At 40.5% G+C, this 15,326-nt stretch carries 10 protein-coding genes, 1 other RNA gene, 1 pseudogene and 1 other annotated feature; of the genes and pseudogenes, 11 read left to right on the top strand and 1 reads right to left on the bottom strand.

All coding sequences use genetic code 11. The features are described from left to right. Positions 1–11: 11 nt before the first annotated feature. The 7 genes and pseudogenes from secDF (at position 12) to dtd (ending at position 9,453) form a co-directional block, all read left to right on the top strand. Positions 12–2,226, top strand: a pseudogene (secDF, locus tag JI666_RS21895) (protein translocase subunit SecDF). 108 nt (positions 2,227–2,334) lie between these two features. Further along, positions 2,335–3,234, top strand: coding sequence for a cation diffusion facilitator family transporter (locus JI666_RS06705; protein WP_206890041.1), 900 nt, complete (start codon positions 2,335–2,337; stop codon positions 3,232–3,234). A 47-nt stretch (positions 3,235–3,281) separates the two neighbouring features. Then, a complete protein-coding gene (locus JI666_RS06700) occupies positions 3,282–3,608 on the top strand; it encodes a LapA family protein (RefSeq protein WP_136947666.1) in 327 nt (108 codons plus the stop codon). Positions 3,609–3,770: 162 nt separating this feature from the next. Then, complete coding sequence (recJ, locus tag JI666_RS06695; protein WP_206890038.1) at positions 3,771–6,125, top strand: single-stranded-DNA-specific exonuclease RecJ; 2,355 nt, start codon at positions 3,771–3,773, stop codon at positions 6,123–6,125. Continuing rightward, entirely contained in the window at positions 6,126–6,638 is a 513-nt protein-coding gene (locus tag JI666_RS06690; protein ID WP_206890036.1) for an adenine phosphoribosyltransferase, read from the top strand. Positions 6,639–6,825: 187 nt separating this feature from the next. Further along, positions 6,826–8,991, top strand: a complete 2,166-nt coding sequence (locus JI666_RS06685; RefSeq protein ID WP_414635131.1) for a RelA/SpoT family protein — start codon at positions 6,826–6,828, stop codon at positions 8,989–8,991. 18 nt (positions 8,992–9,009) lie between these two features. Continuing rightward, a complete protein-coding gene (dtd, locus tag JI666_RS06680) occupies positions 9,010–9,453 on the top strand; it encodes a D-aminoacyl-tRNA deacylase (protein ID WP_206890032.1) in 444 nt (147 codons plus the stop codon). Positions 9,454–9,493: 40 nt separating this feature from the next. Here the strand turns inward: dtd and JI666_RS06675 are convergent, their stop codons facing one another. Further along, the gene (locus JI666_RS06675; protein ID WP_206890030.1) at positions 9,494–10,927 is read right to left on the bottom strand and encodes an N-acetylmuramoyl-L-alanine amidase family protein; all 1,434 of its coding nucleotides are present in this window, start codon (positions 10,925–10,927) and stop codon (positions 9,494–9,496) included. Positions 10,928–11,071: 144 nt separating this feature from the next. Between JI666_RS06675 and JI666_RS06670 the strand changes: the two genes are divergently transcribed. The 4 genes from JI666_RS06670 (at position 11,072) to ssrS (ending at position 15,005) form a co-directional block, all read left to right on the top strand. Next, on the top strand, positions 11,072–11,245 hold the full coding sequence (locus JI666_RS06670; RefSeq protein WP_240688095.1) for an RNA polymerase subunit sigma-70: 174 nt from the start codon (positions 11,072–11,074) through the stop codon (positions 11,243–11,245). A gap of 80 nt (positions 11,246–11,325) precedes the next feature. Then, positions 11,326–11,548, top strand: a binding site (T-box leader). A 106-nt stretch (positions 11,549–11,654) separates the two neighbouring features. Continuing rightward, entirely contained in the window at positions 11,655–12,941 is a 1,287-nt protein-coding gene (gene hisS / locus JI666_RS06665; protein WP_206890028.1) for a histidine--tRNA ligase, read from the top strand. After that, positions 12,938–14,725 (top strand): aspartate--tRNA ligase, encoded by a 1,788-nt coding sequence (gene aspS / locus JI666_RS06660; protein WP_206890026.1) that lies wholly within the window; start codon positions 12,938–12,940, stop codon positions 14,723–14,725. Before hisS ends, aspS begins: the two co-directional genes overlap by 4 nt. A 96-nt stretch (positions 14,726–14,821) precedes the next feature. Then, a non-coding RNA gene (gene ssrS, locus JI666_RS06655) (6S RNA) lies at positions 14,822–15,005 on the top strand. Positions 15,006–15,326 lie beyond the last annotated feature (321 nt).

The following is a 15,326-nucleotide window of genomic DNA, read 5'->3' as shown; positions in this document are numbered from 1 at the left end:
GTTTTTGTTCCATGGTAAAAAAAGGCCGGATCGTAGCGTTCTTTTTGATCGTCCTTCTGCTTGGTGGATTGATCGGGACAACGGTTATGGGTGTAACGAAAGAAATTAAGTTAGGCCTTGATTTGCAGGGTGGGTTTGAGGTTCTGTATGAAGTAACGCCTGCTCAAGAAGGTCAGGAACTTAGTCAAGACCTTTTAAATAGTACTGTAAGTGCTTTGTACAAGCGTATTAATGTTCTCGGGGTTTCAGAACCTCGTATCACTATAGAAGGCGAAGACCGTATTCGCGTTCAGCTTGCTGGTGTCACAGATCAGAACCAAGCACGTGAGCTACTCTCAACACAGGCGGAGCTAACGTTCCGTACAACTGATGATGAAGAGCAAATGAGCGGTGCTGATTTGAAGGAAGGCGCTGCGAAAGTAGTGTTTGATAACAACCAGCCTGTTGTTCAAGTAACACTTAAAAATCCTGAGAAATTTGCTAATATTACTCGAAAAATCAGTCAATTACCACAACCGGATAATCGCCTTGTGATTTGGCTTGACTATGAAGAAGGCGACTCATATCAAGAAGAAGTTACTAAGCCTGCAGATGAGCAAAAGTTCATTTCAGATCCTGCTGTTAGATCGGTTCTCTCACAGAATACAGTAGTGATTACAGGACCGCCATTCCAGCTTGAAGAAGCTGAGAATTTGAAGGAATTACTGAATGCAGGATCTCTTCCAGTCCAACTTGAGGAAATCTATTCAACTTCTGTTGGTGCTCAATTTGGGGAACAGTCGCTTAATAAAACTGTCTTAGCAGGCTTTATCGGTATAGGCTTGATTTTCTTATTCATGCTATTTTATTACCGTCTACCTGGAGCGATTGCTGTTATTACACTAAGTGTGTATATCTACCTTATTCTTGTTGTATTTAATTGGATGAATGCAGTATTAACACTTCCTGGTATTGCTGCCCTTATTCTCGGGGTCGGGATGGCTGTTGATGCCAATATCATCACATACGAAAGAATTAAAGAAGAGATTCGTTCAGGAAAGTCGATTATGTCAGCTTTTAAAGCAGGTGGAAGACGCTCCTTTACAACGATCTTTGACGCAAACATTACAACGCTTATAGCTGCTGGTGTGTTATTCGCCTATGGAACAAGTTCTGTTAAAGGATTTGCTGTCATGCTCATTACAAGTATCGTTGTCAGCTTTTTAACTGCTGTTTGGGGCTCACGAATACTTCTTGGCCTATGGGTTAAGAGTAGGGCATTAAGTAAGAAGCCCGGACTTTTCGGCGTAAAGGAGAGTGAAATCGATGAGCTCTAAAGTAAGAGATATTAAATTTGATTTTGTTAAACATCGTAATAAATTCTTTGCGATTTCACTTGTACTTATCGTTCTTGGTGGGTTGGCAATTGCTATATTTGGTCTAAACCTGGGCATTGACTTCTCTAGTGGCTCACGCGTTGATATACAGTCGGATAGCACGTTGACTACTGAAGAAGTAACCAAAGAACTTGAAGGACTTGGGCTTGAGCCAGAGTCCGTCACCCTTGCAGGTGGTGGAGAAATGGCAGTTGCTGCCTTCAAAGATGAGTTAAATAAAGATGAAGTGGCTGAAATTAAAAACCAATTTACGGATTTATATGAAATAGAGCCAAGTGTAAGTACGGTATCACCTGATGTAGCCGTTGACCTCGCGAAAAATGCGTTCATCGCAGTTGCAATTGCATCAGTTGGAATTATCTTATATGTTGCCCTTCGATTTGAATGGCTACAGGGATTTGCTGCAATAGTTGCACTTTTTCACGATGCATTCTTTATTATTGCAGTGTTCAGCATCTTGCAGATTGAAGTAAATATTACTTTCATAGCTGCTGTTCTAACAATCGTTGGTTATTCTATTAACGATACGATCGTTACATTCGATCGTATCCGAGAGAACATGAAATTTGAGAAGAAAATGAAAACATTTGATGATGTAGCTCGTGTTGTTAATAAAAGTCTTGTTCAAACATTGGCAAGATCAATTAATACAGTGTTAACAGTTGTGTTTGCAGCTCTTGCGTTAACGATTTTTGGTGGTGAAGCCATTCGACCGTTTGCTGTTGCATTGTTAATTGGTCTAATAGCAGGCACGTACTCTTCGATCTTTATTGCCTCTCAATTATGGGCGGTTTGGAAAGGTAAACAACTTAAGAAGAAAAAATTCGCTCCAGCTGAAAGCGAAATATAGAATGAAAGTAGAGCCATGGCTATGCCATGGCTCTTACATGTCGCTATCAACAAGATTTAGAATCTGGTGTTAAGGGAAACGCTATAAGGAATTGTTAGAGGTGAGGAAATGAAGAAAGAAGAACGTTTTCGGAAAGCAGAGATTGCAGCTATTGTTGGGATTTTAGGGAATATTGTCCTTGCTGTATTAAAAGGAGTTATTGGTTATATAGCAAATAGTCGGGCTCTTATTGCTGATGCAGCCCATTCTGCTTCAGACGTTGCCGGTTCGTTTGCCGTTTTTGTTGGTTTGCGTGCTGCAAAGCTTCCCCCTGATAAAGACCACCCTTATGGTCATGGGAAAGCAGAGTCCATTGCTGCAATTATCGTTGCTGTATTGCTTCTATTCGTAGGTGTTGAAATTGGGATTAGTTCAGGTAAGGCTATTTTTCAGCCAATAGAAGCACCTGGCACACTCGCTTTATACGCTGCCCTTGTTTCCATTATTGTTAAAGAAGCAATGTTTCGTTATAAGTATCGTTTGGGTACAAAAATTAAAAGTGATGCCTTGATCGTCAATGCATATGAGCATCGTTCTGATGTGTATTCCTCAATCGCAGTTCTCATCGGGATCGCTGGTGCTATTTTAGGAAGTAGATTCGATTTATCATGGCTTATTTATGCAGACCCCATTGCAGGGATTTTTGTTTCTATTCTGATTGGGAAGATGGCAATCAAGCTTGGTTTCGAATCAATTCATACGACACTCGATCATGTTTTGCATGAAGAAGATACGGTTCAATATAAGAAAGTAATTGAAGAGATGGATGGCATTGTGAATCTCGATGAATTTTATGCTAGAGAGCACGGTCACTATGTTATTATTGATGTGAAGCTCGGTGTCGACCCAGACATTTCAGTGAGAGAGGGGCACGATATCGGTAAGGCTGTGAAAGAACGTTTGCTGCAAGAAGATGAAGTACATGATGTGCTTGTCCACATTAATCCTTATGAACCAAAGGAAAAATAGATCTAGTAATGGAATAGGTATAGAAGTAGAAGGGGAGGTAGATGTGGATGAAAGGACAATGGGGTTTGGTTATTGCCCTTGTTTTCGCTCTAATTATTGCAGTATTTTCAGTTGTGAACGTTGATCCGGTTCAAGTGAATTATGTTTTTGGTACGTCAGACTGGCCACTTGTACTTGTTATTTTAGGATCAGTATTAATGGGAGCCATTCTCGTTTTAGGTTTTGGGATGGTGAAGTATTATAGATTGAAAAAAGAGCTTAAGAAGCTGCAAAAGGAAAACGCGCAGCTTCGAGCTGATGCTGAACAAAAACCTGTTGACGTTCCCTTAGATGGTCCTACCGAGGATGAAGGAATGGATTCAGACGGAGAATAATTGATTTGCCCCCCATTCTCATGGGGGTTTATTTTTTTGTTTTGATTATAGTACGAAGCCGGAATCATATAGCCCATCATTTGTAAGAATAAGATTCCTCCTCTCAAACTATGGTCAAATGTGTCCAAACTATATATAATGAACTGGTTAAGAGGTGATTCGATGTTAAGATCTAAAACACGCTGGAAACTAGCTGAAACAGATGAAACAAACATTGATCGGCTCCAGAGTGAACTAGGTATCTCTCGATTAGCTACCTCCTTACTTGTTAACAGAGGTTTCGAGGGAGAGGAAGAAGCAAGACGGTTTTTATATAAAGAAAATTTATCCTATCATAATCCATATTTGATGGATGGTATGAAAGAATCTGTTGATCGTATTCAACATGCTATAGCGAAGAATGAAAGAATCTTAATTTATGGAGATTACGATGCTGATGGTGTAAGTAGTACGAGCGTTCTCGTCTATACACTCCGAGAGCTTGGCGCTACTTTTGATTATTACATTCCAAATCGTTTTACAGAAGGATATGGACCAAATGAAGCAGCGTTTCGTCAGGCAAAAGAAGATGGCTACAGTTTAATTGTTACAGTGGATACCGGGATTTCAGGAGTTCATGAAGCAGAAGTGGCAAAGGAAATAGGGATTGATTTGATTATTACAGATCACCATGAGCCACCTCCTGTACTGCCTGATGCATTTGCAACAATTAACCCTAAGAAACCTGGCTGTGGATATCCATTTAAAGGATTGGCTGGGGTTGGGGTGGCATTTAAACTTGCTCAGGCCCTTCTAGATCGAATTCCTGGTCATTTGCTAGAAATTGCAGCTATGGGTACGATTGCTGACCTTGTTCCATTGCAGGATGAGAATCGTTTAATTGCAAGTGAAGGCATTCGTGCACTGCAAAACTCGAGCAAACCGGGTATTAAAGCTCTCCTTGATGTTTGCGGACTAAAAGGACAGGAATTAAACGAGGAACATCTAGGATTTGGCATAGGACCACGTCTAAACGCAGTAGGACGGCTTGAAAGTGCAGATCCTGCTGTTGAGCTGTTAACAACGGATGATTTTGAACTTGCTGAACAGCTTGCTATGGAGATAGATGCATTAAATAAAACACGTCAAGAACTTGTTAATACAATGACACAAGAAGCGATTGAAGAAGTAGAGAAGAATGATCTTCTTAACGAGAACAATCGTGTTCTTATAATTGCAAGAGAAGGATGGAACGCAGGAGTAATCGGAATCGTTGCTTCAAGACTCGTCGAAAAATATTATCGACCAACCATAGTCATGAGTATTGATCGTGAAAAGGGGGTTGCGAAAGGATCTGCACGAAGCATTGAAGCATTTGATATGTTTATGAACCTCTCAGAATGTCGAGATATTCTTCCACATTTTGGCGGACACCCTATGGCAGCTGGAATGACAATTGACCTTCAGTATCTTGAAAGTCTTCGTAAGAGATTGAACGACCAAGCATTAGAAAAATTAACTAATGAAGACTTAACACCACTTACGAAGGTTGATCTGCATTGTAGAGTAGAAGACATTACGCTTGAAACGATTGAAGAGATGAACTTGTTAGCTCCTTTTGGAGTGAGTAACCCCAAACCAGTTGTGATGTTGCAGGATGTGAATTTATCACAGATTAGAAGAATCGGTAGCAAAGATAATCATTTGAAAGTAGCCCTTGAGGAAAATGGTGCAACTCTTGATGGCGTAGGTTTCCACTTTGGTTATGTCTTTGAAGAGATTGCTTCTAGAGCTGCAGTGAGTGTAATTGGGCAACTTTCTGTTAATGAATGGAATGGGTTAAGAAAGCCACAAATCTTTGTTAAAGATATGGCAGTGAACGAGTGGCAATTATTCGATTACAGAGGTATTCGAGATCTTAAGAAGCGTCTTGAGTCCATGCCACTCGATAAGTTAATCATGATTTCGTTTCAGGATGGCACTGTTAATAAGCTTGGCATTCAGCAATGGAAAGAATTCGTCAAAACATCTCCACTTGAAGAGAACCTTACTTTTGAGAACAAGTATGTTATGCTTCTTGATCTACCAGACTTAGAAGAAGAACTAGTTGAATTGTTCAAGAAGGGCGGCGTACCAGAGCGAACATATGCTGTTTTTGAGCATGAAGAAGATCATTTCTTTTCAACACTGCCTTCGCGTGAAGATTTTAAATGGTACTATGCATTCTTAATGAAAAAGGGAAGCTTTCACTTAAGAGATGCAGAAAAGCTTGCTAAACATAAAGGCTGGTCAAAAGAAACCGTTCACTTCATGTCACAGGTGTTTTTTGAGTTGGATTTTGTTACAATGGATGATGGACTGATTTCTCTTAAACCACAATCTGTTAAAAGTGAATTAACTTCTTCCAAAACGTATAGGAGTAAGCTTGAAAAGGCAAAACTTGAAAATGACTTTTGCTATTCCTCCTATCATGCTTTGAAAAGTTGGTTCGATCAATCAGTTAATTGTTTCAATAGCACTGAGGAGGCCATAAAGTAAATGAATTATAAAGATTATATTGCAGTTGTTGAGGACTATCCGAAAGAAGGTATTCGTTTTAAGGACATTACCCCACTTATGCAAAATGGAGAAGCTTACAGCGCTGTAGTTAACGACATTGCAGACTTTGCAAAAGATAAAGATATCGATGTCATTGTAGGACCAGAAGCAAGAGGGTTTATTGTAGGTTGCCCGGTTGCTTATATTCTAGGTATTGGTTTTGTGCCTGTACGTAAAGAAGGTAAACTTCCACGTGAAGTAGCGAAAGTGGACTACGGACTTGAGTACGGTAAAGATGTTCTTACCATTCATAAGGACGCAATCAAGCCAGGTCAAAGAGTTTTAATCACTGACGATTTGTTGGCAACTGGTGGAACAATCAATGCAACGATTGAATTGGTTGAACAACTAGGTGGAATAGTCGTCGGCCTTGCGTTTATGATTGAACTTTCTTATCTAGAAGGACGTAAAAACCTTGACCGACATGATATATTTACATTGATGACATACTAAAGTGTAGAGTGTCCGAATCGCCGGACGCTCTTTCTCTTTATGATGTATTGTTAAGCCTACCCAGTGCTTACCAGTTAGGAATAACGACATTTTTCTCTTAATCTCTTTACATGGTGACGTTTTTTAACGATAATAGAACCAATATACCAACAGTAATCAAGGTGATTTGATGACGATAGAAGAAGTAATGGAAAGAGCGGAGCAGTATTTGTCTGAAGACGATCTCTCCTATCTTAATAGAGCTTATGAATACGCGCGCAATGCACATGAAGGCCAGTACCGCAAATCGGGTGAACCATATATTATTCATCCTATTGAGGTTGCTGGCATTCTTGTTAATCTTGAAGTAGACCCTGTCACAGTTGCTGGGGGCTTTCTTCATGACGTCGTCGAAGACACCGACGTGACGCTTGAACAAATTTCTGATGAGTTCAGTCCCGAGCTTGCCATGCTAGTTGATGGCGTAACGAAACTGAAGAAAATCAAATACAAGTCCAAGCGTGAACAGCAAGCTGAGAATCACCGTAAGATGATGATTGCTATGGCGCAGGATATCAGGTGCATTCTTATTAAGTTGGCTGACCGCCTTCATAACATGCGTACGCTTAAACATATGCCTAAAGAAAAGCAGATGCAGAAGGCGAATGAAACGCTTGAAATATTCGCACCTCTCGCTCATCGTCTCGGTATTTCGACGATTAAATGGGAGCTCGAGGATACAGCACTTCGTTATTTAAATCCGCAGCAATATTATCGGATTGTCAATTTGATGCAAAAGAAACGAGCAGAACGTGAAGGGTTTGTTCATGAAGTAGTGGACGAGATCCAAGAGCGGGTGAAGGAAGTATCCATTGACGCTGAAATCTCTGGTCGTCCTAAACACATCTACAGCATTTATCGAAAGATGGCTAAACAGCATAAGCAATTTAATGAAATCTATGACTTGCTAGCGGTTCGCATTGTCGTCAATAGTATTAAGGATTGCTATGCCGTTCTTGGTATCATTCATACGTGCTGGAAGCCTATGCCTGGTCGTTTTAAAGATTATATCGCAATGCCTAAAGCAAATATGTACCAGTCTCTTCATACCACAGTTATTGGACCGAAGGGTGACCCGCTCGAGGTTCAAATTAGAACGTCTGATATGCACAAAGTAGCTGAGTACGGAATAGCAGCCCACTGGGCATACAAGGAAGGCGACGAGAATCAAGTAAATAGCTCTTTTGAGAAGAAGCTTTCTTGGTTCAGACAAATCCTTGAATGGCAAAATGACGTTTCAAATGCAGAAGAGTTTATGGAGTCTCTTAAGATTGACTTATTTAGCGACATGGTATTCGTTTTTACACCTAAGGGCGACGTGTTTGAGCTGCCGACAGGTTCTGTACCGCTAGATTTCGCATATCGAATTCATACCGAAATTGGTAACCACTGTATCGGTGCAAAAGTGAATGGCAAAATGGTACCTCTCGATCATCGCTTGAAAACAGGTGATATCGTTGAAGTTCTAACTTCAAAGCATTCTTATGGACCGAGTAAAGACTGGTTGAAAATCAGTCAAAGTTCTCATGCCAAGAACAAGATCAAGCAATGGTTCAAGAAAGAAAAGCGTGAAGAAAATGTTGAAAAAGGCAGAGAACTCGTTGAAAAAGAAATTAAAAGCCATGGTTTTGAATTAAAAGCCGTTCTTACAGCAGATAACATTGCAAATGTATCGAAAAAGTTTAATTTCACTAGTGAAGAAGATATGTATGCTGCTGTTGGATACGGTGGGATTACTGCAGCGCAAATCGCGACAAGGTTAACGGATAAAGCTCGTAAAGAGAGAACGAAAGAACAGGAAGAAGAGCTTGCAAAATCGATTATTGAAGGTAAAACCACTCATACTCCTGCTCGTCCGCCAAGAAGAGCGGAATCTGGTGTACGCGTAAAAGGCATTGATAATCTGTTGATTCGTTTATCGAGATGTTGTAACCCTGTACCTGGTGATGACATCGTTGGATACATTACAAAGGGGAGAGGTGTCTCTATTCACAGGAAGGACTGCCCGAACGTGAATGAAGACAATGCTCAGGAGCGACTTCTTGAGGTTGAGTGGGAAAGTGACTCACCGAAAAATTACAATGTTGATATTGAAATCAGTGGTTTCGATCGCAGAGGATTGCTGAATGAAGTCCTACAGGCTGTGGCAGAAACCAAAACGGATATGACGTCGGTATCTGGCCGCTCAGATAATAACAAAATGGCGACCATTAGCATGACGGTGTCGATTCGAAATACGGCTCACCTCCAAAAAGTGGTTGAGCGTGTGAAACGAATACCAGACATCTATGCTGTTCGCAGAATTATGCAGTAGTTTAGAAAGGATGTCTTTATGAAAGCCGTTGTGCAGCGTTCAAAACAGGCGTCAGTTACTGTTGATGGAAATGTGACTGGCAGTATTGATTATGGTCTTGTCGTCCTACTAGGGGTTACACACGACGATACAGAGACGGATGCCGCTTACCTTGCGGGTAAAATTGCTAACTTGCGTATTTTTGAGGATGAGAATGATAAAATGAATCTTTCCGTAAAAGATGCAAAAGGGGCAATTCTCTCGGTTTCTCAATTCACACTTTATGGCGATTGTCGTAAAGGAAGGCGTCCAAACTTTATGAAAGCAGCAAAGCCTGATGAAGCAAACGTATTGTATGAAAAGTTTAATGCTTTTTTACGAGACGAGGATCTTAATGTGCAAACAGGCATTTTTGGCGCTATGATGGATGTCCAGCTAAAAAATGATGGACCTGTTACCCTAATCATAGATAGCAAAGAATAGAAAAAGCGGCGGAGTAGTTTATGCTCCGTCGCTTTTTACGTTATTGCAAAAAGGAAAGAATCCCGTTTGCAACTTCGCTTGTGATTTCTGCCTGGTAGTCTATTCTGTTTACTAGCTGTTCCTCCCAAGGATTTGATAAGAACCCAAGCTCTAGTAGAACCGACGGCTGCTTATTGTTACGAAGCACATAGTAATTTCCAAAGCGGACTCCTCGATCTCTTAGAGATGTATCATCACCAATTTCATTATGAATGGCAGATGCCAAAGACATGTCACTTTGATCGTAATAATAAGTTGTCGTGCCATTTGCTGTTGGATCGACAGTGCTGTCAAAGTGAATACTTACAAATGCATCTGCATTATGTCGTTCAGATATAGTGGCTCTCTCACTCAGAGAAATGTAAGTGTCCGTGTCTCTCGTAAGTATTACTCTTACACCAGCGCTTTTTAGCTTTTCAGCAATCGTTGAAGTTGTTCTTAGAGTAAGGATTTTCTCAAGAGTTGTAATTCCTTCAGCACCACTGTCATTTCCACCATGACCTGCATCGAGAACAACTGTTTTTCTAGCATTTAGATTTTGTTTGTTGGAAAGTTGAGCCGCGGTTGAAACAACCCATTCTGCAACATAAGCAGACGTACCATCAGGTAAGGCAATTTTATACCACTGCCCTTCTTTTGATAATATCTGATATTTCTCATGGAGTCGTGCTTGTGAAATCACCCTGTTTTCTAATCCAGGTCCATCTCTTAAATTCGTTGCTTGATATAGAATAGTTGCATAGCCAGGACCACCACTTTTTGTTGTTTCTTTTAGGAAAGAGCTGTCTACCCAACCTGTTTGTCCATTATCATAACGGATGAAACTCCAGTCATTTTCTTTTTTTACTTCCTCTACAACTGACCCTTCAGGTAGTTGGGAAATAATACGGCTTTCCAGCCCTTGCGACTCACGTACATTCAAAATGTTAGCCTGAACTTCTTTAGTTGATGAAGAAGATAAAGCTTGTTCAGATTCGGTCGTTGAATTGACCAACCACGATGCAACCCAGCCTTCTTGCCCATAGTAGTCAATTGCAATCCAATCCTTCTCTGTTTTAATTACGCGCCATTTTGTATTTAAATCGATGCTCGCCAAAACAGTGAATTGTTTCCCTGGACCAGCACGAACCTGAAGGTCAGATACGGTTGGTTTAACAGTTTTGGCGGAATCATTATCTGTGGTAATTGTGACAAGTCTGCGGGCAACCCATCCGAATTCTTCAGTTTCTAATTCAATCTTTATCCATTCACCATCCACTTCTAAAATCGGACGTAAGTCGTCTTGATGAACTTGAGTGATGACAGAAGAAGAAAGGGTTGGAGCGGATCGAACATTGACTGTTTCTTTAAATTCTGCCTTTTTTTCAGCTGATGCTACTGAGGGAAGTGTGAATAGAATAATAAATAGCGATATAAGTACCGGATAACTTTTCAAAAGAAGACTCCTTTCAGTTTGTCTTGATGATTGTATACAGCATAATTTCTTTATCGGTTAAAAAGATTCCTTCGTTTAGTTGTAAATCCTCTGTTTTTTGGTGAAACTAATAGAACAATTCACACAAAAAGAGGATGAGATCTGTTGAGATCAACAAATAAAGAAATGATGAGTTATAATGTATCCCAACCAGAGTTTGGTGTAGACTTTCATGATTTTCTTCAAAAAGAACAGTGCTTATCAAATATGGAACTTGCTGAAGAGTTTGGACTGTCATTAAAAAGCATAAAAATTATGAAACAAAAAATGAAGCGATAATGTTTGTAAAAGCAAGTGAAATGGACTTGACAAAAAAAACGCTGACTCGTATGATAGAAAACAATTCAGTAAATCGATACGAAGCTCCGATGAGGAAGAAAAGTAAAAAAATACCGGATTGATCAGAGAGGAAATGCCTTTGGCTGTGAGCATTTCTCAATACCGCTTTTTTGAAAGACACTTCCAAGGATCATCTCCGAACAATTTGCTCAGTAGGGGATGACGTAAACAGGCGTTAACTGTTTAAGCGGAAGGACTCGTCCTTCCATTAGGGTGGCACCGCGGGTAACTCTCGTCCCTGAATTTCGATTCAGGGATGGGAGTTTTTTTGTATTCAAAAAAGAATGTCTCAATAAGTGCCCTAACGTAACTGTAGGCTTCTCGGTAGTGATTAAAGGAGGACAAAGACATGAGTTTTCAAATCCCTAGAGGTACTCAGGATATTGTGCCTGGTACATCTGAGTTATGGCAATATATTGAAGGTAAGGCAAGAGATATTTGTCGTCGATATAATTATCACGAATTACGCACGCCGATCTTCGAACATACAGAATTGTTTCAGCGTGGTGTAGGAGATACAACTGATATCGTTCAAAAAGAAATGTATACATTTCAGGATCGCGGCGATAGAAGCCTAACCCTTCGTCCAGAAGGAACAGCATCAGCAGTTCGTGCATATGTGAACAACAAAATGTACGGATTGCCAGAGCAACCTGTAAAGCTTTATTACATTGGGCCAATGTTCCGATATGAACGCCCACAGTCAGGTAGAATGAGACAATTCGTTCAATTTGGGATTGAAGCACTTGGAAGCAATGATCCATCAATAGATGCTGAAGTTATAGCGCTAGCAATGGGACTATATCAAGAATTAGGACTTAAGAAGCTTAAACTATACTTAAATAGTCTTGGTGATAAGGAAAGTCGTGAAGCACATCGTAAAGCACTTATTCATCACTTCGAGCCTCGCATTGGCGAATTCTGCAGTGATTGTCAAAATCGCTTAGAGAAAAACCCGCTTCGAATTCTTGATTGCAAAAAAGATAGAGATCATGAATTGATGGCAACTGCTCCTTCAATTATTGATTATTTAAATGAAGAGTCAGCGCAGTATTTCAGTAAAGTGAAAGAAGCGTTAGACCATATGGATATTGAATACGTTCTAGATGATCGCCTTGTTCGCGGATTAGATTATTACAATCATACTGCATTCGAGATTATGAGTGATGCTGATGGTTTTGGCGCTATTACGACGCTTAGCGGAGGTGGGCGCTACAATGGTCTTGTTGAAGAAATGGGTGGTCCATCAACACCTGGTATCGGTTTTGCAATGAGTATTGAACGGTTGTTAATGGCTTTAGAAGCGGAAGGCATTGAATTGCCTATAGAGAAAACCATTGATTGCTATGTTGTTACAATGGGTGAGGAAGCTCAAGCTGTTTCAAATGGTCTTGTTCAAAAGCTTAGAAAAGCAGGTATTTCTACAGAAAGAGACTATCTTGATAAGAAAATGAAAGGCCAATTCAAAGCAGCTAATCGTCTTCAAGCGAAGTATGTAGCTATTCTAGGTGATGAAGAAATCGAGCGAAACGAAATTAATGTAAAGGATATGATAACTGGCGAACAAGAAGCCGTGAGTCTAACTGAAGTGTCATCATATCTCAAAGAGAAATTAAAGGAGGAAGATGGAGAATGATCGGAAGAAGCCATTCATGTGGGAAAATTCGTGAGAGCGAAATTGGAGAAACAGTAGAATTAAAAGGATGGGTGCAGAAACGACGCGATCTTGGTGGACTAATTTTCATTGACTTTAGAGACCGTTCTGGTATTGTTCAGGTTGTTTTTAACCCTGATGTTTCTAAGGAAGCACTAGAACTTGCCGAGAAAGTAAGAAGTGAATATGTTCTAGGTATTAAAGGGAAGGTAGTTGAACGTGGAGAAGGCACGGTCAACCCTAATCTTCCTACAGGTTCTATTGAAGTTCACGCTGAATCACTTGAAATACTTAATGCTGCTAAAAACCCACCAATCAGTATTTCAAACGATGTTGAAGTTGGGGAAGATATTCGCCTTAAGTATCGCTATCTTGATCTTAGACGTCCTGTTATGCAGGATACATTTAAACTTCGTCACCGTACGACGAAAGTAATCCGTGACTACCTTGATCACAATGAATTTCTAGAAATCGAAACTCCTATGCTAACAAAAAGCACACCAGAAGGAGCGCGTGATTACCTTGTACCAAGTCGAGTACATGAAGGAGAGTTCTACGCTCTTCCTCAGTCACCACAATTGTTTAAACAACTCCTGATGGTATCAGGCTTTGAACGATATTACCAAATCGTACGTTGTTTCCGAGATGAAGACCTTCGCGCGGATCGCCAACCTGAATTTACGCAGGTGGACATTGAAACATCATTTCTTCCTAAAGAAGATCTCATATCCATGATGGAAGAAATGATGACAGCTGTTTTAAAAGAAACAAAAGGACTAGAAATTGAAAAGCCTTTCCCTCGTATGTCTCATGCTGAAGCAATGAACCGCTATGGATCAGATAAGCCAGACACACGTTTTGGAATGGAATTCGTTGATGTATCTGAGCTTGTTAAAGACTCTGACTTTAAAGTGTTCTCTGGTGCTGTGTCTTCTGGAGGAGCGGTTAAGGGTATTAATGCGAAGGGTGCAGCAAGTAAATATTCACGTAAAGACATCGATGCACTAACAGAGTATGTGAAGACATATAAGGCAAAAGGACTTGCATGGCTTAAAGTTGAAGAAGATGGTTTAAAAGGACCAATTTCTAAATTCTTTGATGAAACACTCGCAGCACAGTTACAGGAAGCGTTCGATGCAGAAGCAGGAGACCTTCTTCTCTTTGTAGCTGACAGCAAATCTGTTGTAGCTGACAGCCTTGGATCTCTTCGTTCAAAACTTGGGAAGGAACTTGATCTGATTGACCAATCCAAGTTTAACTTCCTATGGGTGATGGACTTCCCGCTTATGAGTTACGATGAAGAAGCGGATCGTTATTTTGCAGAGCACCATCCGTTTACTATGCCATTAAAAGAAGATCTTCATCTTCTTGAAGATGAGCCAGGTCAAGTTCGTGCTGATGCGTATGACCTTGTTCTTAATGGATATGAGCTTGGCGGAGGATCTCAGCGTATCTTCCAGCGCGATATCCAAGAAAAAATGTTTAAAGCACTAGGATTTACGAAAGAAGAAGCTGAAGAAGAATTTGGTTTCCTACTTGATGCTTTCGAATATGGCACTCCACCACATGGAGGAATTGCATTTGGTCTTGACCGTCTTGTGATGCTGCTTGCTGGAAGAACAAACTTACGTGACACAATTGCATTCCCGAAGACAGCTAGTGCAAGCTGTTTGTTAACAGAAGCACCGTCTCCAGTTAGTGAAGAGCAGCTGAAAGAATTGAATCTTGAACTAGCCAAAAAGCCTGTCGCAGCTGAAAAAGAATAAAGTACTCACGCATAAGAAAAAATAATAAAAAGGACCTAAAACACGATCGTTGAAATCATTTTGAAGGTCTGCTATAATTCAATTACAAGTTAACGAAGAGTCCTGAAGTGTACGTTTACTTCCATAATAATTTGAGCCAACACTTTTACAACGGGAGCCTGATTCTTTCCGTCCAGAGTACATGCCTCGGTAGCTGAGGACGTACGAAGGATGGAATAAGGCACCCACCTGCCAATGCAGGTTCAACGATTATGGAAAGGACGGCACAGTTGGGGCTCTTCTTTTTTTATGACAAATAACAAAGCATCAGTTCAATGAACTGATGCTTTTTCTGTATGAGAAATTGTTTCTAAACGGAGGCTTCCGCTTTTCGTGTCTAGCTGCAGTGGCCAGCCTCTCGGTCGCTTCACCTTACAAAATGAACACAAAGAGCGTGTTCTTTTTGTAAGGCTCCAGCGCTTGTCGAGGCTAAACGGCCACTTCCGCCTTTCGTGAGATCCAGCTACGACTCGCAGAAACTCCGATATTTCACTCTTTCATCGGAACACAAAAAGCGTGTTCCAATTCAAGAGTTCCAATATCTTCGTTTCTAAACGCTCGT

Origin of the sequence: Bacillus sp. NTK071, assembly GCF_017303315.1 — a bacterium.
Classification (GTDB): Bacteria; Bacillota; Bacilli; order Bacillales; family Guptibacillaceae; genus Guptibacillus.
The sequence above is the reverse complement of the archived record's forward strand: the minus strand, read 5'-3'. Positions and strand labels throughout refer to the sequence as shown.

Bases quoted from the DNA above. Each gene is read 5' to 3' on its own strand.
- JI666_RS06690 (WP_206890036.1), top strand. From the start codon at position 6,126: ATGAATTATAAAGATTATATTGCAGTTGTTGAGGACTATCCGAAAGAA.
- recJ (WP_206890038.1), top strand. From the start codon at position 3,771: ATGTTAAGATCTAAAACACGCTGGAAACTAGCTGAAACAGATGAAACA.
- hisS (WP_206890028.1), top strand. From the start codon at position 11,655: ATGAGTTTTCAAATCCCTAGAGGTACTCAGGATATTGTGCCTGGTACA.
- dtd (WP_206890032.1), top strand. From the start codon at position 9,010: ATGAAAGCCGTTGTGCAGCGTTCAAAACAGGCGTCAGTTACTGTTGAT.
- JI666_RS06705 (WP_206890041.1), top strand. From the start codon at position 2,335: ATGAAGAAAGAAGAACGTTTTCGGAAAGCAGAGATTGCAGCTATTGTT.
- aspS (WP_206890026.1), top strand. From the start codon at position 12,938: ATGATCGGAAGAAGCCATTCATGTGGGAAAATTCGTGAGAGCGAAATT.
- JI666_RS06700 (WP_136947666.1), top strand. From the start codon at position 3,282: ATGAAAGGACAATGGGGTTTGGTTATTGCCCTTGTTTTCGCTCTAATT.
- JI666_RS06685 (WP_414635131.1), top strand. From the start codon at position 6,826: ATGGAAAGAGCGGAGCAGTATTTGTCTGAAGACGATCTCTCCTATCTT.